This is a genomic window from Staphylococcus capitis subsp. capitis, from assembly GCF_040739495.1.
GTDB classification, from domain to species: domain Bacteria; phylum Bacillota; class Bacilli; order Staphylococcales; family Staphylococcaceae; genus Staphylococcus; species Staphylococcus capitis.
The window spans coordinates 480,895-500,772 of record NZ_CP145263.1 but is presented as its reverse complement, the minus strand read 5'-3'; the positions used below and the strand labels follow the sequence as shown (position 1 = coordinate 500,772).

22 protein-coding genes and 1 pseudogene are annotated in these 19,878 nt (G+C 31.1%); 5 read left to right on the top strand and 18 right to left on the bottom strand.

What is annotated here, in order from left to right; all coding sequences use genetic code 11:
- Nucleotides 1-46: 46 nt before the first annotated feature.
- Nucleotides 47-766 carry a sirohydrochlorin chelatase gene (locus V6C74_RS02425; protein WP_002432663.1) on the bottom strand — a complete coding sequence of 240 codons (720 nt, stop codon included), beginning with the start codon at nucleotides 764-766 and terminating at the stop codon, nucleotides 47-49.
- A gap of 343 nt (nucleotides 767-1,109) precedes the next feature.
- On the opposite strand from V6C74_RS02425, the gene nikA reads away from it, so the two are divergent.
- Nucleotides 1,110-2,585, top strand: a complete 1,476-nt coding sequence (nikA, locus tag V6C74_RS02420) for a nickel ABC transporter substrate-binding protein (RefSeq protein ID WP_103175486.1) — start codon at nucleotides 1,110-1,112, stop codon at nucleotides 2,583-2,585.
- A 113-nt stretch (nucleotides 2,586-2,698) separates the two neighbouring features.
- Here nikA and V6C74_RS02415 read toward each other — a convergent pair whose 3' ends face one another.
- The 7 genes and pseudogenes from V6C74_RS02415 to V6C74_RS02385 form a co-directional block, all read right to left on the bottom strand.
- Complete coding sequence (locus tag V6C74_RS02415; protein WP_002453920.1) at nucleotides 2,699-3,235, bottom strand: GNAT family N-acetyltransferase; 537 nt, start codon at nucleotides 3,233-3,235, stop codon at nucleotides 2,699-2,701.
- A gap of 170 nt (nucleotides 3,236-3,405) precedes the next feature.
- On the bottom strand, nucleotides 3,406-4,227 hold the full coding sequence (locus V6C74_RS02410) for a formate/nitrite transporter family protein (RefSeq protein ID WP_002453921.1): 822 nt from the start codon (nucleotides 4,225-4,227) through the stop codon (nucleotides 3,406-3,408).
- Between the two features lie 145 nt (nucleotides 4,228-4,372).
- Complete coding sequence (locus tag V6C74_RS02405; protein ID WP_002453922.1) at nucleotides 4,373-4,549, bottom strand: hypothetical protein; 177 nt, start codon at nucleotides 4,547-4,549, stop codon at nucleotides 4,373-4,375.
- 84 nt (nucleotides 4,550-4,633) lie between these two features.
- Complete coding sequence (locus tag V6C74_RS02400; protein WP_002453923.1) at nucleotides 4,634-5,101, bottom strand: SRPBCC domain-containing protein; 468 nt, start codon at nucleotides 5,099-5,101, stop codon at nucleotides 4,634-4,636.
- A gap of 161 nt (nucleotides 5,102-5,262) precedes the next feature.
- Nucleotides 5,263-6,216: pseudogene (locus tag V6C74_RS02395) on the bottom strand (zinc ABC transporter substrate-binding protein); the annotation flags it as partial.
- 256 nt (nucleotides 6,217-6,472) lie between these two features.
- Nucleotides 6,473-7,063 carry a DsbA family protein gene (locus tag V6C74_RS02390; RefSeq protein WP_002453925.1) on the bottom strand — a complete coding sequence of 197 codons (591 nt, stop codon included), beginning with the start codon at nucleotides 7,061-7,063 and terminating at the stop codon, nucleotides 6,473-6,475.
- Between the two features lie 28 nt (nucleotides 7,064-7,091).
- Nucleotides 7,092-7,451: a DUF4467 domain-containing protein gene (locus V6C74_RS02385; RefSeq protein ID WP_002432307.1), complete on the bottom strand. Its 360-nt coding sequence runs from the start codon at nucleotides 7,449-7,451 to the stop codon at nucleotides 7,092-7,094.
- A 327-nt stretch (nucleotides 7,452-7,778) separates the two neighbouring features.
- Here V6C74_RS02385 and V6C74_RS02380 point away from each other — a divergent pair, with 327 nt between their 5' ends.
- Complete coding sequence (locus V6C74_RS02380) at nucleotides 7,779-9,029, top strand: aminoacyltransferase (RefSeq protein ID WP_029625752.1); 1,251 nt, start codon at nucleotides 7,779-7,781, stop codon at nucleotides 9,027-9,029.
- 49 nt (nucleotides 9,030-9,078) lie between these two features.
- Here V6C74_RS02380 and V6C74_RS02375 read toward each other — a convergent pair whose 3' ends face one another.
- The 6 genes from V6C74_RS02375 to V6C74_RS02350 all read right to left on the bottom strand — a co-directional run bounded on the left by V6C74_RS02375 (nucleotide 9,079) and on the right by V6C74_RS02350 (nucleotide 13,312).
- Nucleotides 9,079-9,270, bottom strand: coding sequence for a hypothetical protein (locus tag V6C74_RS02375; protein ID WP_002453927.1), 192 nt, complete (start codon nucleotides 9,268-9,270; stop codon nucleotides 9,079-9,081).
- Nucleotides 9,267-9,422 (bottom strand): DUF3850 domain-containing protein, encoded by a 156-nt coding sequence (locus V6C74_RS02370; protein WP_002453928.1) that lies wholly within the window; start codon nucleotides 9,420-9,422, stop codon nucleotides 9,267-9,269. The genes V6C74_RS02375 and V6C74_RS02370 overlap by 4 nt, the downstream gene beginning before the upstream one ends.
- 104 nt (nucleotides 9,423-9,526) lie before the next feature.
- Complete coding sequence (locus V6C74_RS02365; protein WP_002453929.1) at nucleotides 9,527-10,252, bottom strand: amino acid ABC transporter ATP-binding protein; 726 nt, start codon at nucleotides 10,250-10,252, stop codon at nucleotides 9,527-9,529.
- Complete coding sequence (locus V6C74_RS02360; protein ID WP_002453930.1) at nucleotides 10,249-10,968, bottom strand: amino acid ABC transporter permease; 720 nt, start codon at nucleotides 10,966-10,968, stop codon at nucleotides 10,249-10,251. The genes V6C74_RS02365 and V6C74_RS02360 overlap by 4 nt, the downstream gene beginning before the upstream one ends.
- The gene (locus tag V6C74_RS02355) at nucleotides 10,949-11,740 is read right to left on the bottom strand and encodes a transporter substrate-binding domain-containing protein (protein ID WP_002453931.1); all 792 of its coding nucleotides are present in this window, start codon (nucleotides 11,738-11,740) and stop codon (nucleotides 10,949-10,951) included. The genes V6C74_RS02360 and V6C74_RS02355 overlap by 20 nt, the downstream gene beginning before the upstream one ends.
- Nucleotides 11,741-11,869: 129 nt before the next feature.
- A complete protein-coding gene (locus V6C74_RS02350) occupies nucleotides 11,870-13,312 on the bottom strand; it encodes an MDR family MFS transporter (RefSeq protein ID WP_016898600.1) in 1,443 nt (480 codons plus the stop codon).
- A gap of 195 nt (nucleotides 13,313-13,507) precedes the next feature.
- Here V6C74_RS02350 and V6C74_RS02345 point away from each other — a divergent pair, with 195 nt between their 5' ends.
- Nucleotides 13,508-13,612: a putative metal homeostasis protein gene (locus V6C74_RS02345; protein WP_000762708.1), complete on the top strand. Its 105-nt coding sequence runs from the start codon at nucleotides 13,508-13,510 to the stop codon at nucleotides 13,610-13,612.
- A gap of 185 nt (nucleotides 13,613-13,797) precedes the next feature.
- Here the strand turns inward: V6C74_RS02345 and V6C74_RS02340 are convergent, their stop codons facing one another.
- Nucleotides 13,798-14,484 (bottom strand): 2,3-diphosphoglycerate-dependent phosphoglycerate mutase, encoded by a 687-nt coding sequence (locus V6C74_RS02340; protein WP_002432310.1) that lies wholly within the window; start codon nucleotides 14,482-14,484, stop codon nucleotides 13,798-13,800.
- A 407-nt stretch (nucleotides 14,485-14,891) separates the two neighbouring features.
- Here V6C74_RS02340 and V6C74_RS02335 point away from each other — a divergent pair, with 407 nt between their 5' ends.
- The gene (locus V6C74_RS02335) at nucleotides 14,892-15,302 is read left to right on the top strand and encodes a hypothetical protein (RefSeq protein WP_002453933.1); all 411 of its coding nucleotides are present in this window, start codon (nucleotides 14,892-14,894) and stop codon (nucleotides 15,300-15,302) included.
- A 201-nt stretch (nucleotides 15,303-15,503) separates the two neighbouring features.
- On the opposite strand, the gene V6C74_RS02330 is transcribed toward V6C74_RS02335, so the two are convergent.
- The 3 genes from V6C74_RS02330 to V6C74_RS02320 form a co-directional block, all read right to left on the bottom strand.
- The gene (locus V6C74_RS02330; RefSeq protein ID WP_002453934.1) at nucleotides 15,504-16,397 is read right to left on the bottom strand and encodes a cation diffusion facilitator family transporter; all 894 of its coding nucleotides are present in this window, start codon (nucleotides 16,395-16,397) and stop codon (nucleotides 15,504-15,506) included.
- A 232-nt stretch (nucleotides 16,398-16,629) separates the two neighbouring features.
- Nucleotides 16,630-17,010: a GtrA family protein gene (locus tag V6C74_RS02325; protein ID WP_002453935.1), complete on the bottom strand. Its 381-nt coding sequence runs from the start codon at nucleotides 17,008-17,010 to the stop codon at nucleotides 16,630-16,632.
- Between the two features lie 16 nt (nucleotides 17,011-17,026).
- The gene (locus V6C74_RS02320; protein ID WP_002453936.1) at nucleotides 17,027-18,514 is read right to left on the bottom strand and encodes a DUF6056 family protein; all 1,488 of its coding nucleotides are present in this window, start codon (nucleotides 18,512-18,514) and stop codon (nucleotides 17,027-17,029) included.
- A gap of 180 nt (nucleotides 18,515-18,694) precedes the next feature.
- Between V6C74_RS02320 and V6C74_RS02315 the strand changes: the two genes are divergently transcribed.
- A complete protein-coding gene (locus tag V6C74_RS02315; protein ID WP_002453937.1) occupies nucleotides 18,695-19,852 on the top strand; it encodes a glycerate kinase in 1,158 nt (385 codons plus the stop codon).
- Nucleotides 19,853-19,878 lie beyond the last annotated feature (26 nt).

Below are 19,878 nucleotides of genomic sequence, written 5' to 3'. Positions count from 1 at the left end.
TTGGTAAAAGAGTCTAAACTAAGGAAGCTAAGTATTTAGTGATTATTTATACAGCTAATTGTTCTATACGTGCGCGAATAATTAATTTTAAAATGTGGTCAAAATTAATAGATGGTGTAATATGAAGATTACAATGAATATCCATTTCTGATATTAAACGTTTAACTTTATTAACTAAACGGCCATCAAATAAAAATAGCGGTACGATGATTAAATCATCGTATTTTTTAGATATTTCATCCAAATCATTTTTAAATGTCATTACACCATATAGTGCTCTCGCGTATACTGGTTTATTTGAATCAATACTTTTCACAAATTCTTTTAATTCTTCATGGGCTTTTGTGAAACGACCACTACCGTTACCATGTGCAATGATGACTGTTGCTACATTCGCATTAGCTGGTAAGTCTACATCTGCCATTCTTCTTTCAACTAAATCCTTCATATAAGGATGCGTACCAAGTGGCTCACTCATTTCACTATTAATATGAGGATATTTCTCTTTCATGCTTTTTAAAATCTCAGGTATGTCGCCTATATAGTGCATCGCTCTGAATATAAGTAAGGGTACAATTCTAAATCGTGTCACACCTTGCTTAATCATTTTTTCCATAGTCAATTCAAGATTTTGCGTATCACTTTCTAAAAATGCAAGCTCATAATGATAATCTTCATCTTTTAAAAGTGTAGTAATAAACTCCTCTAGTGCCTCATTTTGTTGACCTTTCCTCATACCGTGTGCCACTAAGATATTACCTATCACTATTACCAATCCTTTCATCTGCATTGTATAATAATTTTTTGATTAATTGTGATTTTATTCACATTATTTTTGAAAAGTAGGGAATACCCTTATCTCAAACATGAGGGGAATTCCTCATAATAAATGTCATATCATTAAATCTGACGAAAATTTTAAATTTTTCTTTATAAGTTATATAATTAATATATTGGTAGTTAACAAATATGTCTAAAATTAAAAATAATAAGGTTTAACATCATAACGCAATCACTTCAAACATAAATACTAAATAAATGTTACTTTTAATGTTAGACATAAGTTGCTTCAATAAATTCAATGTTCATGTTAAGAAAGGACTTGTTTAATGAAGAAAATTTTAATCCTTAACATATTAGTATCTTTTATTTTAGCAAGTTGTGGAGGGAAATCAAACTCTGATAAAAATACATTAAATGTTGAAATTCCCTTAAAAACAAAATCAATCGCCCCCTATGAAACCGATATTCCTGTTAAAGTAGGTGCTTTGGAGTCACTTTTCAAAATGTCAAAAGACGGTAAAGTTAAACCATTACTAGTTAAAAGCACACATCAAAAATCTGATAACACCCTCGAATTGACATTAAAAGATAATATTAAATTCCAAAATGGTCATAAATTGACTGGGAATGCTGTGAAATCAAGTTTAGAGGAGGGAATGAAAAAAAGTGATTTATTAAAGGGTTCATTACCTATTAAATCAATTTCTGCTAAAGGTCAAAAAGTGACGATTACTACAGAAGAACCTTATCCAGAATTAAAATCAGAACTAGCCAGTCCGTTTGCGGCAATTTATGATACTAAAGCCAAAAGTAAAGTTACCGACAAACCAGTCGGAACAGGTCCATACCAAATAGATAACTATAAACGCGCACAGAAGCTTGAACTCACAAAGTTCAAAGATTATTGGCAAGGAAAACCAAAACTCAATAAAGTAAATGTCACTTATCATGAAGATGGTAATACACGCGTTGATAACTTATTATCTGGTAAATCGGATTTAACCACAGATGTTCCTATCGATCGTATAAGTGATGTAAAAAATTCTAAGAAAGCTAATATCCAAAGTACGTCAGGTTTCCGAACACATCTACTGTTATACAATCATCAAAGTAAAAAGATTAATAAAAATGTTCGAGAAGCATTCGACATGGTTATTAATCGTAAAGAAATCGCTAAAAACATTTCTAAAAATTATGCTAAGCCTGCCTCAACTCCATTTAATGATCGATTAAAAAATGTGAAAAACGATAAAGTTCAACCCCAAGATATTGAAAAGGCTAAAAAATTATTAGCACAAGAAGGATTTAGTAAGTCACATCCACTTAAAATCAACATGGTCACATACGATGGTCGTCCAGAATTACCTAAAATTGGCCAAGTGATCCAATCAGAAGCTAAAAAAGCTAATATTGATATTCAGTTACGTAATGTAGATGATATAGATGGTTACCTTAAAGATCCAAAAGCTTGGGATGTGTCTATGTATAGTTATTTAACTATACCTCGAGGAGATACTGGCTATTTCTTCAATACTGCATATTTGCCTAACGGTGCACTCAATAAAGGACATTATAATAATAAAGAAGTCACTCAACTTATTAAAAAATTAAACACCTCTTTTGGTGAAAAACAACGTGCATCAGTTACCAATGAAATTTTAGAAAAGTCTAAAGGAGACATTCCAAATAGTTATATTACGTACAATGATCAAATTGATGGCGTAAGTAGTAAAGTTAAAATTTTCAATGTCACTCCTGAATCAATTTACCTTATTGATTACAAAGTAAGTAAAAAAGAATAATTATATAAAAAACTCCCTATAAAGTATTCACTTTGAAATGTCTACTTTATAAGGAGTTTTTTATTTTACTAATAAAGACTTTTAATACTTAGACAATGATACTCATAGTTGTCTTAAAATGGTGGTTGCCCTAATATTTGTTCTTCAAAACGTTCAGGGATTAAAATTTTACGCATTATGACTCCTAAATCACCATCATCATTTTCATGTTCAGCATATTTTTCATAGCCTCTTTTTTCATAAATTTTAAGTAACCAAGGATGGAGTCTTGCAGAGGTACCTAAAGTTACAGCTGCCGCTTTTAATGTATCTCTTAAAAAATCCTCTTCAACATAACGTAGCAATTGACTACCATAGCCCTGACCATCATAAGATGGTTTAGTCGCAAACCACCATATAAAAGGATATCCAGAAATACTTCTCACACTGCCCCAAGGATAACGTACAGTAATTGTGGAAATAATTTCATTATCCTTTACCATAACAAAGGTCGTATTGTTTTCTAAATTATTTTTAACCATTTCTAAATCTGCATTGACTGAAGGCCAATCAATTCCTAGCTCTCTTAATGGTGTGAAAGCATCATACATTAATTGATGTAGCTCCTCTGCATCTCCCAAGTTAGCAATTCTTATATTTGTCTCTGGCATAATTTCACTCCCCCAAATCTAACATTCTACTTGAATAATAGGCTAACTTTTAATCAAATGAACGTCCATTGATTAAGCTTAAGAAGGTCAGACTATATTTAAAGTTATTTTCAATTTTAACCATCTTTTTAAAAATAAGCAGATCCATCTATATGAACCTGCTTAACCAATTATTCAGTTAAACTATCACGTTTCCCATTAAGATACGCGTAAACTAAACCAACACATATACCGCCACCGATATAGTTACCAATAAATGCAAAAACAATATTCTTTAACACGTCTAACCAAGACAATGCCTCGATATTAAAGAATATCATTCCTGCATAAAGACCTGCGTTAAATACTACGTGTTCATAACCCATAAATACAAAGACAATCACACCACAAGCGATGAAAAACGCTTTAGCTAAGCCCTCTTTAAATTGTAGAGAAATGAAGATGCCAATATTGATAAAGAAATTACAAAATATACCTTTAATTAATATACTCACCCATGTAGATTCAACTGTTTTCTTATGTACTAGTGTCGTTAAACTATTGGTCATCTCTGGTGTCATTACATGAGAAAATTTAAGTAAGAAGAATAGTATAAATCCACCAACAATATTTCCTATGAAACAAAAGATGAATATCCACGTCACTTTCTTCATACTTATAACTTTATAATACCAGCCGACGGTTAAATACATGAAATTACTTGTAAGTAATTCAGAATGAGTTAATACAACAAGCACTAGCCCTAAACTAAATGAAATTGCACCCATCAAATTGATTAAGCCGTCAATATGTGTTGAAGCAAATTGGGTTTTGATTGCTAACATAAACACTGTAACAATTGAAAGTAAAAAACCGGCCATCATTGATTTTAAAGCATATCGACTCGGAGTTTTATCAGCCATAACCTCTTTCATTTGTACTTGACCGGCAATATTTTGAACAATTGTCTTTGTTGCATGTGTATCTTGAACATTTTTATTATTATGTATCATGCGATCTCTCCTTAATTAAACTCAACATTTATAATAATACATTATACTAATTCATCTATGTATTGTGTATCTCTATAATAAAATTTCTAATAAAAATATCGCCCTGTACCTAGGGCGATATAAAGCTATTCACCTTTAGTTATAGTTAATGTTTACGTTGTGCTAAAAAATGTAAACTATACGCGAAAATGCCATAACCCAATGCAGTTCTTAAAATAAATCTCAGAATTTTATTAGATACACAATTTGAGTTAATTACGATAGACGAGATGCCTGTAGTAAATGTGTACAATCCCAATACTTTTAAATATCTTTTTTTCATAATAATACCTCTTTAACAAATAATTGATTTCTATACCAATTATAATTGAAAAAGAAGCGACTGACTCTGACAGATTTTTGACAACTAAGATTTAAGTAACTTATCTAATTGATCTAAAGTTGAATCCATCCCTTGCTCAACGCCCATATCTAATGCTTGTTGAGCAGCTTCTTGAGTTGGAAATACTGATGTTGAGGTAACTGTTGTTTGGCCATTTTGCTCTTCAAAATTCATGAAAATTTGCATACCAGGCATTGAAGTATCTTTCTCACCTTTAGAATTAGCAAAGTAATCTAGATATTCAATATGATTAGGTTTGTCTACTTTTTGATATTTAGTAACAGTATAACTTGTCATGTTAGGCGCTTGAATCGCGAAAAACGCCTCTCCACCCTCAACAGCGTTAAAATGATAAACCTCTATTGAAGCGCCTTTAGGATGAAACCACTGTTCAAATAATTCTTTCTTAGTATAAGCATCAAATACTTTTTCAATAGATGCTTGAAATGTTCTAGAAAAAATAATTCTATTTTTTTCTTTTTTAATTGGCATAACGAACCCTCACACTTTATCTTTTATTTTAATGATTATATAGTAACAAAATTCGTCAAATAACAAATAATAAAATGCCCCCACTCATATGAATGGAGGCTCTCAGTTTAACCAACGTAATAAAAAATCATGCTTCGGTGGTTAAGAATTAATTATTGTTCTTTCACATTACTTGATAATGACTTATCTATGTTTTTAATATTTTCTTTCATTAATTTTTGATAAGACAAGTCTTTTTCTTCTTGTTGATCTTTATTTAAAGATTCCATGTTGTAAAACTTAAGCGGTTTAGCATCTGTTTCTTTACGAATTGTATCTGTAACTTTATTTGCTACATTATCCTCATAAAGAATATATTTCGCTTTACTAGCTCTTATCTCTTTAACAATTTGAGTTAATTCTTTTTGCGATGGATCCTCTGCATTCATATTTTGAATACCTTCTTGCTTAAATCCATATCTATGAGCTAGATAACCGATTGACTCATGAGAGATAAATACAACATTATCTTTCTTGTCTTTAGTTACTTTCTTCATTTCTTTATCTAAATTAGCAAGTTCTTTGTTAAGTTTTTTGTAATTCTTTTCATATTCTTTCTTATGTTTTGGATCTTTCTTAATTAAAGCATCTTTGATTTCTTTAGCGAATGTTTGATCCATTTTTGGGTCTAGCCAAATGTGCGGGTCATATTCACCATGATGGTGATGTTCGTGTTCCTCGTGCTCTTCTCCATGATGGTGATGATCAGGAAGTAAACTACTTTTACTTAATTTATCTTGTAAAGATAATTTCTTATCTTTATCTTTGATTGTTCCTGCTACTTTTTTAGCAACTGGATCTAAATCATCACCTGTATAGATAAATAAATCTGCCTTACTCGCATTTAAGATATCCTTTTGTGTTGGCTCATAGCTATGTAAATCAGTACCTGCTGGATAAATTGATTTAACGTTTACATGTTTACCACCAATTTGTTCTGCAAAAGATTTAAGTGGATAAACTGTAGTATTGATAGTAATCTTACCATCTTCTTTTTTATTATCATCATTTCCACACGCCGTTAAAATGAGGGCAAATAAAGGGAGAATGACTAATAAACTCAATAGTCTTTTCATAAACAACCTCCTAAATAGTTATTATTACGATTTAAAAGTATATACTTTTATTTCTTAATTGACAAGGGCTTTTAAAAATATTTCTCACAATCATTTGGAAAATAGAACTATTGGTAGTTTTGTAGTGCATCATCTGCAAGTAACTTTTAAAAATAAAAAATGCCGACAAAAGCTTAAGCCTTGTCGACATTTGCAAAGAAGATTGACATATTATATTCTTTAAAATTATTTATGCCCTAATCTTCATTAAAGAAAATTACTCTTCTAAAAGTTTTTGATAACTACTAAAATCATATGGATCTTTAACTTTTTTACCTTCAATGAATACTGTAGGAGTTTGTTTTATATGATGTTCCTTACCTAGTTTTTTATCTTTTTCAGCAGCTTTCCATGATGTTGAATTTTTAGTTTTATAATTTGTTTTAATCTTATCTTTAGTTTTATTACTAATGTTTAATTTATCAATTTGTTTATCTATTAATGTATGTGTAATCCATTTCTTATCTTCGTCTTTTTGATGTTCAAACATTAACTTTTGAAATTGGAGTGAATACTTTGGTGCATAATGATTTACTGCTTGTTGTGCTCTTGAACCAATAATTGAGTCCTTTCCTATAAAGGCAAGGTTCACATATTGAAACTTAACTTTATTTTTATCAATATATTTATTTCTCAACTTTGGCATCACTTTATCTTCTACTTTTTTACAATATGGACATTTAAAATCTCCATACATAACTATTAATGGCTTGCCATCTTGTTTAGCTTTAATAGAACTTGGTTGTTTTGAACACCCATATATAAAAATGATGGTTAAAATGGCTATAATTCCAATTAATTTTTTCATTAGTACTCCCTTTGTAGCTATACAACGATTAATTCATGTTTTCTTCCTTGTAATCAGGTTCATGTTCTTCATAATAACCTTTGGAGTTAAAGTTTTCTTTGTAATGCGCTTTTTTGCCTTTAAACTCATATGTGTAATAATGTACTTCAGCATCATCACTCAATGGTTTATATGCAAGAATAACGTATTTCCCTTTTTTAAATACATAAATATTCGCATCTTTCTTATCAAAGTGTTTTACTTCATCTCCTGTATCGTGCTTAGCTATTTTTTCTTGTTTTTTGTCTTGCATTTTTACAGCTTTATCAATTTTATCAGTATATTTACCACTACTACATCCCGCCAATATAAGTGCTACTACTGATAAAGCAACTGCTAATTTCTTCAAACTACTCACTCCTACCTTTTCAACCTATTTTATCTATAGAAAAAATAAATTACCTTGAAAATCTATACATTCTTCATTTATTGTCCCATGTTAGATTCCATTCTTTCATTATAAATATTATCACATAATAAGTGTTACGACGAAGCTAGTTGTTTTTATTTTTTGTGATTTTTCTATTAATTAAATTTAAGTTGGGGTAAATTTATCTCATACAAAAGTATGATGCAATGTTTTGTGTTATTATGTGTAATGATGACTTGGGTTTGGTAAAATAGATAAATCATGACAATTTAGATAACTAAATAGATTTAGAGGGGAAGATTAATGATGAAATTTGTTAACTTATCTTCTGAAGAATTCGATCAATTTACTTCAGAAAATTTTTCACATTATACACAATCAAGTATACATTTTGATAACCGTAATAAAATGAAAGGCGATGTTCATCTTGTAGGAGTTAAAGATGAAGATGACAAAGTCATTGCTGGTTGCCTTTTAACAGAGGCACGCTCGCTTAAATTCTTTAAATATTTCTACACACATAGAGGTCCAGTAATGGATTATAATAATCAATCATTAGTTCGTTTCTTCTTTAAATCTCTTACAGATTACTTGAAAAAACGTAACTGCTTATACGTTCTTGTTGATCCTTACCTACTAGAAAACTTGAGAAACGCTGATGGTGAGATTATCGAATCATTCGACAATCGACCATTCATCAAAACAATGGAAGATTTAGGTTATAAACATCAAGGTTATACAGTCGGCTATGATACAATGAGCCAAATTCGTTGGCTATCAGTATTAGATCTTAAAGACAAGACTGAAGATCAACTATTAAAAGAAATGGATTACCAAACACGTCGTAATATTAAGAAAACTTATGAGATGGGTGTTCAAGTTAAAACACTTCCTATAGAAGAAACAGACACATTCTTTGAATTGTTCCAAATGGCTGAGGAAAAACATGGTTTCAAATTCCGTGAAAAACCTTACTTCGAAGATATGCAAAAAACGTATGAAGATCATGCAATGCTGAAACTTGCTTATATAGACTTACAAGACTACCTAAATACATTACAAGAAAAACATGATAACTTAGAAAAACAACTAAAAGAAGTTGAAAAAACATTAGAAGAAAATCCAAATTCTAAGAAAAATAAAACTAAACACACGCAAGTAAAACAGCAATATGATAGTAATGAACGTAAAATTAATCAAACTAAAGATAAGATTGCTGAAGAAGGACAAGTACTTAATCTAGCCGCTGCGTTATATATTTATAATGACCATGAAGTATATTATCTCTCTAGTGGTTCAAACCCTAAATATAATGCTTATATGGGTGCTTACCGTTTACAGTGGGAAATGATTAAATTTGCTAAAGAGCATGATATTAATCGTTATAATTTCTATGGTATCACTGGAGACTTTAGTGAAGATGCTGAAGACGCAGGTGTACAAAAATTCAAAGAAGGTTTCAATGCTGACGTTTATGAATATATTGGTGATTTTGTTAAACCAATAAAACCTATATTCTACAAACTAAAAGAAATCTTAGATAATCGCAAATCATAAATTAAAAAGGATCACATCTAAACTCCCCTTTAGATGTGATCCTTTTATATTATACAAGCTCTATTTTTAAAGCAACTACACCATAATTTAATTCATCAGTTTGGTTATAGATGGAATAAATACTTGCTACTTTTTGCGCCAAGGTCGCGTCTGTCTCATAACCTATTTCAGCATTATCATAGTAGTTAAATAACTTCTGAAATGTATCAAAAACTCGCTTTTCAGTTACTTTGACTCTCATTTTTTCTCTGAGTCGTCTATATTTGTAAAGACAATCGTGTCACCAATTTTAACTTTTTGTCTTTTCTCATCATTCAGTCTAATTTCTACCGTTTTCTTATGATTACGAATGGCTTCGAATGGCTCCACATTTAACTTCATCGAGTGTTCCATTATTTCACTCCTCAAATCTTCTTTGTGAAAATTAATTTATAATTATTTTAACATAAAAAAGCTATGCAAACGTCAAATAACCGTCAGCATAGCATGTATCAAACTTATTTAATTACATTTAAAAAGCGTTTTAATTCCTCAGTTTGAGGTTGATTAAACATTTCGTCTGGCGAGCCTTGCTCAGCAATTTTACCTTCATGAATAAAAACTGTATGATTTGAGACTTCCCTAGCAAAACGCATTTCATGCGTCACAATGACCATCGTCATACCTTCATCAGCGAGTTCTTTGATTACCTTCAAAACATCATTAACTAATTCTGGATCAAGTGCTGATGTAGGTTCATCAAATAGCATGACCTTAGGATTCATTGCTAATGCTCGAGCAATGACAACACGTTGTTGTTGTCCACCTGATAAAGCATGAGGACGTTGGTCTTTCACGTGATCAAGTCCAACTTTTTCTAATAATTCCATTGATTTACGTTCGGCTTCAGACTTTTTCATTTTCTTAACCGTAACAAGTCCTTCCATCACATTTTCTAAAGCAGATTTATGTGGGAATAAATTATAATTTTGGAAGACCATTCCAGACTGTTTGCGTACTTCGATTTGAGATTTTTTATCCTTTTCAGTATAAGTTTTACCATTAACATAGACTGTACCGTCTGTTGGAATCTCTAAAGCATTCATCATACGAAGTAACGTTGTCTTACCAGAACCTGAACGCCCTATTAAAGTTACAACTTCACCTTTATCTACAGTTAAATCAATGCCTTTAATCACTTCGGTTTCATTAAAAGACTTATGGATATTTTTTAATTCAATCATGAGCGATACCCTCTTTCAATGCGTGATTCATACCATCCTTGAATAATTGAGATGATAAAGCATACAACCCAGTACATAATTGCTACTAAAATATAAATAGTTAAATATTCGTATGAAGTAGACGCAACTTCTTGTGCTTTTCTGAACATTTCAGCCACAAGAATGAAACCTAATAGTGAAGTATCTTTAATTAATCCTAAAAATGTATTACCTAATGCTGGTATGGAAACACGTATTGCTTGAGGTAATATAATTCGTTGAACTGTTTGGCGATAATTCATTCCGATTGAATACGCCGCTTCAGTTTGCCCTTTAGGAATTGAAATAATACCACCACGAATAATTTCAGATGCATACGCTCCCACGTTGAATGATAAACCTATAATAGCAGCTACAACCGGTGCTAAAGTCCATTGATTATCCGCATCATTCGTAATGAGTCTTCCTAATTCTGGAATACCATAAAATATAATAAATAATTGAACAATCATCGGTGTTCCACGAATAATTGATACATATACGCGTGCTATGCCTCTTAAAATTTTACTTGTTGAAATACGCATTAATGCAGTAAACAAAGCAATAGCAAGGCCTAGAATAAATGTAACTATAGTAATAGGGATTGAATATTTCACCAATCCCTCTAACATTGGACCAAATGCTTGCTTAGCTGCATCTAAAGCGTGTTGCTGTTCATTATTTAGACTTAGAAACATCTTGACCAAACCATTTCTTACCTATTTTAGCTAATTCACCATTATCTCTGATTTTCTTAAGACCATCATTGAATTTTTTAATTGTTTTATCATCTACTTTCTTAGAAAATGCGAAAGCTGATTTATTTTGTTCAGCGTTACCTTTAATAGCTTTGATCTTAGCATTAGGTTTTTGTTTCTTATAATCTAAATAAGATAAACTATCATTAAACGTAGCATCCACACGTTTAGAAAGTAATAAATCCATTGATTGGTTGAAACCATCAACTTTAGTGATGTCGGCACCTTTATCTTTTGCTAATTTACCGTAGTTAGAAGTGAATGTTTGTGCTAATTTTTTACCTTTAACATCATTAAATGATTTAATATTTTTCTCATTATCACGTACAACTAATACTGCGCTTGAATAAGTGTAAGGATTAGAGAATTTATATTTCTTCTCTCTATCTTTATTGATACCAACTTGGTTTGCAATGACATCAAAGCGCCCTGCATCTAAACCTGCAAACATAGAATCCCATGATGTTTCATTGAATTTTAATTTGAGGTTTTCTGCTTTCGCTACAGCTTTAATAACACCAATATCGTAACCAGTTAATTTATCTTGTTTATTGTGAAAAGTGAATGGTGCGTAAGTACTTTCAGTACCTACTCGTAATGTATTATCATCTTTACTACTTGATTTGCTATCTTTATCACTTGATGAATCGTTATTACCACATGCTGCCAATACAAATACTAAAGCGATAATGCAAAATAAAAGTCTCTTCATTTAGTTAAACTCCTTAATCTTATTATTCTAATCGGAATAAAAATATTTTATCCCTTTAGAGTGTAATAGTCAATAAGAAGTTCCCTTATATCAAGTGTTCAGAAAGTTCTAATATATTTTTTATACCGTTCATGAAGTTTGTTCTTTTTCTTTTTTAGTACGTTTTTTAAGCATAAATGTGCATAAGAAACTGATCACCGTAATTATCACTGCAAATAAAAATCCTGCATGATAACCATGCAACATCGTATCTATTTTAATTTGACTGACCATTTCTTGTTTATTCATACCTTTATAATCACTCATTTTAGGTGAAAAATGTTGACTCGCTTGACTTAAAATAGTAATTAATCCAGCTGTTCCAATTGAACCTGCCACTTGTTGTACGGTGTTAGTCATAGACGAGCCATGCGCATTCATTTCAGGAGTTAATTGGTTCATGGTATGTGTCATTACTGGCATTAATCCTAATGCTATACCAATCATACGAATCGCGTAAACTGTAGCTAACATTACTGTTGAGGTATGTTCATCCATCACCACAAAATACGAAGTTGTTATGATTACAATTAACATTCCGATGATAGCTAAAGGCTTAGCACCAAACTTTTCATACATTGCTCCTGAAGTCATTGACATGATAGCCATCACGATTGCGCCAGGTAATAAAATGAGTCCTGAGTCTAAAGCGGGCTTATTTAATAAATTTTGAACAAACATTGGTAACACTGTTTCTGAACCGATCATTGAAATCATTGTTACTGCCATAATAAGTAAACCAATTGTAAATTGTTTATTTTTAAAGACACCAAAATTGAGTAAAGGCGTATCCAAGCGTGATTGTCTCCAAATGAATAACACCACTAAAATAATACCGCCGATAATCGTAGACAAGACTATTGGATCGTCCCAACCATCATGTGAAATGGAGCTCGTACCATAAAGTAAACCACCGAATCCTAATATAGATAATATAATTGAGATTACATCAATAGGAACTTTAATATTTTGTCCTACATTCTTAACAGTGAATAAGGCGATAATAAACGTGATTGCTGCTATCGGTGCAACAACATGGAATAAAGATCTCCAATTAAAATATTCAACTAAATAACCAGATAATGTTGGACCAATCGCAGGTGCTAAGCCGATTACAAGTCCAAAGAATCCCATATATTTACCACGTTCATGAGGTTCAAAGATATCTAGAATAGATGTCATCATTAAAGGCATCATAATACCTGAACCTAAAGCTTGAACAATTCTTGCAAATAATAACGTAGTAAAATTGGGACTAAAACCTCCAACAATTGTACCTACAAAGAAGATTAAAATTCCTGTTAGGAAAACTTGTCTTGTAGTAAATCGTTGTATAACTAATGCTGATAATGGAATAACCACTCCATTGGTAAGTAAAAACGCTGTTGTTAACCATTGAACTTGAGAATACTGAATGTGAAAATCTTTCATTATACTTGGTAAAGCTGTTGTTAATAATGTCTCATTTAACAAACCAAAAAATCCGCCAAGTAACATAGTGATAATCATGACTAACTTTGTTTTTAAAGACATGACCTTCCCCCCTTTTATAACATCAAACAGATATTTGCCTATTATACATATTTTGAATAAGTTAATCATTTAGTTGGCTCACTTTTGTTTCTAAAAAAATACTACGACTTATGTATTTCTGTTAAATCGTAATTATTACTATTTACAAAAGCATCATTTTCTTCCATAATATAGATACACAAGGAGGAAGATAAAATGAAATTAGATTTACAAACTGCTAGACGCAATTTGAATAGTCCAAATATAAAAACAAGAAAACGTGCTCTGAAAATAATAAAACAACATAAAAGAGCGAAATAAAATCTTTTAAATTCTAACACTTATATTTAAACATCTAAATTTGATATGTTAATCATTTACCCGAAATGAGTAAGACATATTTCCCAGACAATTTCCTTATTATTCTTTCAACTTATAACTTCACATAATAAAAGCCATTAAATGATTTAAACTTATCATTTAATGGCTTACTCTATTCTGGTCTATTATAAATAGTATTTATCTTTCACTTCCAAATCATCAGTTAATTCATAAACAAGTGGCGCACCTGTTTTTATTTCATAACCAACAATCTCTTCACTAGATAAATTTTCAAGGTATTTAATTAATGCTCTAATGGAGTTACCATGTGCAGACACAAGTACAGTTTCACCATCTAATAGATGTTGTGAAATTCGATCAGTCCAAATAGGCACAACGCGATCTAATGTATCCTTTAAACTTTCAGAATATGGCATCATTCTTTTATCTAAATGTCTATATCTACGATTGTTTAAATATTCTTCACGTTGTTCTTCACTTTCTGCTGGTGGTTGCACATCATAAGAACGTCTCCATTGATGAACTTGTTCTTCTCCCCATTTTTCACGTGCATCATCTTTATTTAAACCTTGTAATCCACCATAGTGACGTTCATTTAATCGCCAACTTTTATGCACTGGAATCCACTGTTGATTAGAACCTGCTAAAATATATTGTGTTGTTTCTAAAGCTCTAGTTAATAACGATGTATAGGCAACATCAATTTCTAATTTATTATCTGCTACTTTTTCACCTGCAGTTTTAGCTTCTTCAATTCCTTGTTCAGACAACTTCACATCTGCCCAACCGGTAAATAAGTTTTTAGCATTCCATTCACTTTGTCCATGACGACATAATATTAATTTTGGCATAAAAAAACACCTTCCTAATTTAAAATTACGTAATCAACCACTACACAATCTCAAAACATGAGCGTAAATATAACAATGAGATTGCTAACATGACTTAATGATTACATGAATAACTGACCTCATTTTTCTCTCTCACTACTATTATTATAGACCGTTAAAACTTATTTTCCCAAGTAATTGTATGGCTATTTTCGTAATATATTGTCACAAGACATTGATATATTGAAATGTTTGTTTTATGAATAAAATATCTGACTTTGTATTTTTACTTTGATGTAACCTATGAAAACAATTGCGATGATATAGTGTATTTACAACTTGAGAAAGACACAAATTAAAATAGATCTGTGATACCTGCATCATGAACTGCATTTTCAGACAGATTCTAGTAAAAGGAGTTATTAATTATGAAAAAATCAATACTAGCAATTCTAGCTACAGTTTCAATAGGCGCTACAGGTTTAGAAGCCGGTAATGCACATGCTGCCGAAAATACTAATCAAAATTATAATTCTACAGCTACTCAAACATCATCTAGCCATAGCTCTAATGCAAGTAGTGAGTCAACAAGCGAAGTATATCAAGAATTCATAAAAGCTGGAGGTACAAAAGCACTTTGGGAAAAAATCGTACTTCCTGAATCAGGCGGAGATCCAAATGCATCTAATGGACAATATCATGGATTAGGTCAAACTAATCAATCATGGGGATATGGTTCAGTCGCTACTCAAACTAAAGGTATGATTAATTATGCCAAAGAACGTTATGGTTCTATAGATGATGCTATTTCTTTCCGCGAAACTAACGGGTATTGGTAATTTATAATTAGGTTAAACCTATAAAAATATAATGATTGTTTAAGATACGATCTACTATTAACTAAAGCTATATTTCAACTATTATCTTAATAATTCAACATCTCTCTACGTATTAATATAGCCAAAACCCCTAAATGAACTTTTTAAAATCAATTCATTTAGGGGTTTATTTTAAATTATTTTCTCACTCTAATTATGTTTTTACTCTTTAATCGTTTTACCATTTTCTTCTTGATTATAAGGTTCGGGATGAACATATACTGAAGAAATACCTTTTTCATGTAAATGATGCTCTACTCTATCACAAATTTGATGAGCTTCATACAATGACAGATTCGGTTTCACGACGATAGTTACATCAAGAAAAATACTACTTCCATGATAACGCCCTTTAATATTATTCACGTCGATAACATCTTTCACTTCTAATATATCATTACGATAGTCTTCTAGATCTCTTTCATTAAATCCGTCACTTAAAGTAAAGATTGACTCTTTAAAAATCCCAAACCCGGTATAAATTATTAATAAACCTAGAAGTGTCGCTAAAATAATATCTACAATTGGAAATCCAATTTGCGTGAATATAAGACCTATAGCTGTACCGATACTGACTAAACTATCGGATAAGTTATCTTTTGCTGCAGATCGTAACGAACTGCTATTAGTTTTTTTAGCGAGTCTATGATTAACATAAAATACACCTAACATAATCACACCACTGACTACACTGACAATAATTGTAATTACATTAGGTACATGTCTATCTTGTGTAATAAGTCTTGGTGCATTTTCCGTTACAACCTGTATCCCGACAAACATAATAATAAAAGATACAAGTAATGTCGAAATATTCTCAGATTTTAAATGACCGTATTGATGATTTTTATCTGCAGGTTTAATAGAAATTTTTAGTCCGACAATAACTGCAATTGAAACGATAATATCTGTCATATTATTTAACGCATCTGCTCGAACCGCTGCAGATTGGTATATATATCCGGTAACATATTTGGCTATTGAAAGAATAATATACACGACTAAACTAAGATAGGCACCACGTTGAGCAATCTTCAAATTTTCACTTTGAGACATGCTTATTTACCACCTTAATATGCTTTAATAACTTTAGTATGAAACAATAACTGAGGTATTACAACGTTTTTTTATTTCTATATTTTTTATGAAAATAAACTAATGAAATTTTTAGATTTGCCTAATTTATAATTTATATTTATTCAAATTTAATCACAATCTCAAATCTCTTTTTAAAAAAAGCAACCCACTCAGTACAACGTACTTAGTCGGTTGCTTTATCTAAACTCAATTAATCTCGTAAGATCCACTTAGACAAAATAAATGTTACCGGTATCGTAATAATTAATCCTACAAATGGGGCTATCTCTGAAGGGAAATGAAACCACTGCACAAATATGTATAAAAGTAATGTTTGCATTCCCATATTAATCACCTGTGTAAGTGGAAAACTTAAAAACTTTTTTAGCGTTGGTTTTACCCTATAAACAAAATAACAATTTAAGTAATAAGAAATGATGAAACTCACAATAAATCCCGTGATATGACTGACCAAGTAATTAACACCTAATAACTTTAGAAGTAATAAATATACAATATAGTAATTTAAAGTATTGATTCCACCCACTATTACAAATTTGATAATTTCAAAATGTGTCTGGGTTAATCTCATTCTCTATCTCCTTTAATTATTCTCCATCATAACCAAATGGTACTACTTTAAACTTTAGATCTTTTGGCAAATCATAATATGCTTTAAAGTCATTGAAATCCGTCTTCGTTGACGGTGTTGTTAAATGCGTATATTTTTCGAAAGGTAATCTCTCTAATATAATACTTTGATGACGCTTACCATTTTTTAATTGTTCTTCAACATTTTCAATTCTATTGACACTACTTTGATAAATCAAGCTAAATCCTATAACGAATATCAAACTATAAACACATGCAATTGCCTTAACGATAGTCGTTACTTTATTGATATTTCCATCAAATTGCTTTACAAAACAAAGTAAAAATATTAACCACAGCACGTATATGAAATAAAAGTTTCTATTTCCTATTGGAGCCACAACCAATAATGGTAGTGTCGATAACACGATTGAAATTAAACATCCTAAAGCGATGGCTCTTAAATATTTTTCTGATATTAATATGACTGTACTATATATAAAGACCGCAAAGAAAACTGCACAAATCAAGAAGTTTAATAAAGCTATTGAAAATGATTTTGTATATATTTCAAAATGGAATTGATCATAGATGAGTAATTTATAAAACGGTAAACTGTACAAACCATACATAATTGCAAATTTAATAACAACATGTTGGTTTACAAAAATTGTATTACGAACCAAAAGTATTGTAATGATAACCGAAATAACTACGAGTATTAAATATTGATTAAGAAATATATACTTAGGAAAGTCCATTAATAAAGTCGTTCCTATTTTATGTATAATGCCTACTTTATCTGAAATAGAATGGTAGATTGTTTTACCATCGATGATTTTAAAGTAAATAGGATTTAAAAACATAATGATTGCGCCAATGCAACTTAGCATAAAGCCTACAATTAAATAGTAGTTTAGCTTTTTATGTTGGATGCCATATATACTAGCACCAATTAAAATGATAAGACTATTGTATATAGTGATATTTTCAATAAATAACTGCCCAAACAAACAAGCTGTGAGAAACAGCCAAAGATGATTAATACTAGCCTCCTCATCTCCATAAAGAATATAAATGATAGTATATAAGATGAATAATGAGATTATTGATGAAGGAATATAATTGTAGAATCCTGCTATCCATCCATAACTTTCACTATAAACTCCACTTGGAATCATTATTAACAATGTAAAACATATCAAAATATATATAAACTTTTTATTTACATTCACTATCATTGAACAAAAGTAAATCATTAAACACGATAAAGCAGTATAACTTAAATATTTGAAAATAGCGCTATGCATCGCGAGAATCTCTAAAAAATTCCCGAGATATCTTCCATTCGTTCTCATTAAATCTTGCCCAAGTGAACTTATGTGTGAATTTAAATACCAATGCCAGTCCACAAAAGATAATGGTGTTAGAATAGCCATAATGAAATAAAATAATATAATACCTATATACCAACATAATTGTTCGTGTTGTTTAAGTTGTTTCATAAGATGTCCTCTCTGCATGTTCATGATGTTTTATCGTAAGCTTAATTTATTTAATTTTATTATAGACTTAAAAACATATAAATGACTATACCTTTCCAAAAGATAATGATAAGTGTGACTTTAGTTGAAGTTTATTTTTTTATGAAATAGCAATAAAACATAATAATAGGAAGTGATTGCGTGTCACAATTTAAAATAGTTATTGCCCCAGATTCGTTTAAAGAGAGTATGACAGCGAAAGAGGCAGCTACTGCAATTCAAAATGGCTTTCAAGAAGTGTTTAATGATCAAGTTACTTACGACCTTATACCTATGGCGGATGGTGGCGAAGGAACAACTGAAGCTTTGAAAGAAGCTTTAAAGGCGACTTCCTATACCGTTCAAGTTAAAGACCCTCTCTTTAGAAATATTGATGCAAGTTATGCAAGAAGTGATCAATATGAAACAGCTATTATAGAAATGGCTGAGGCGTCTGGCCTTCATTTATTAACCCATGAGGAGAGAAATCCACTTCAAACTTCCTCCTATGGAACTGGACAACTCATTAATGAAGCACTTAAACATGGTGTAAAGAAAATCATTTTAGGAATAGGAGGAAGCGCGACCAATGACGGTGGCGTGGGTATGTTGCAAGCATTAGGAGTTTCTTTTAAAGATGTTGAGCATAATGAAATTAAACCTGGTGGAGCAGCGTTAAACACAATTGATAAGATTGACACCTCTCATCTCAATCCTTTGCTACAAAACGTTGAAATTAAAGTAGCTTGTGACGTTACAAACCCATTATTGGGTGACCAAGGCGCTACTGTAATATATGGACCTCAAAAAGGCGCTACTGAAAAGATGATACCAAAGTTGGATTCCGCATTAAGTCACTATCATGATAAAATTAAAGAAGAATTACAAAAGTCTGTCAAAGATATACCGGGTGCAGGCGCAGCTGGTGGCATGGGTACTGCTTTACTAGCTTTTCTTGATGCTAATTTGCAAGCAGGTATAGATGTAGTTCTAGATGAAACACGTTTTCAAGAGAGAGTGAAAGATGCTCAAATTGTTATTACAGGGGAAGGTAAAATGGATAAGCAAACGATTTATGGTAAAACACCCATAGGCGTTGCGAAAGTTGCAAAGGCATATGACATCCCGGTTATTGCAATTTGTGGTAGCCTCGGTGATCAGTATCAAGAAGTTTACCGCCACGGCATTGACACTGTCTTTAGCATTACTGAGTATCCTTCTGATTTAAAGACCACCCTTGAAAATGGACCACAATTCATGCAAAGAACTGCAACAAATATCGCCCGTCTCATCAAATTGAATTTGAAATTAAAACCATAAAATTGAAGTTTACCATTACAATGAGG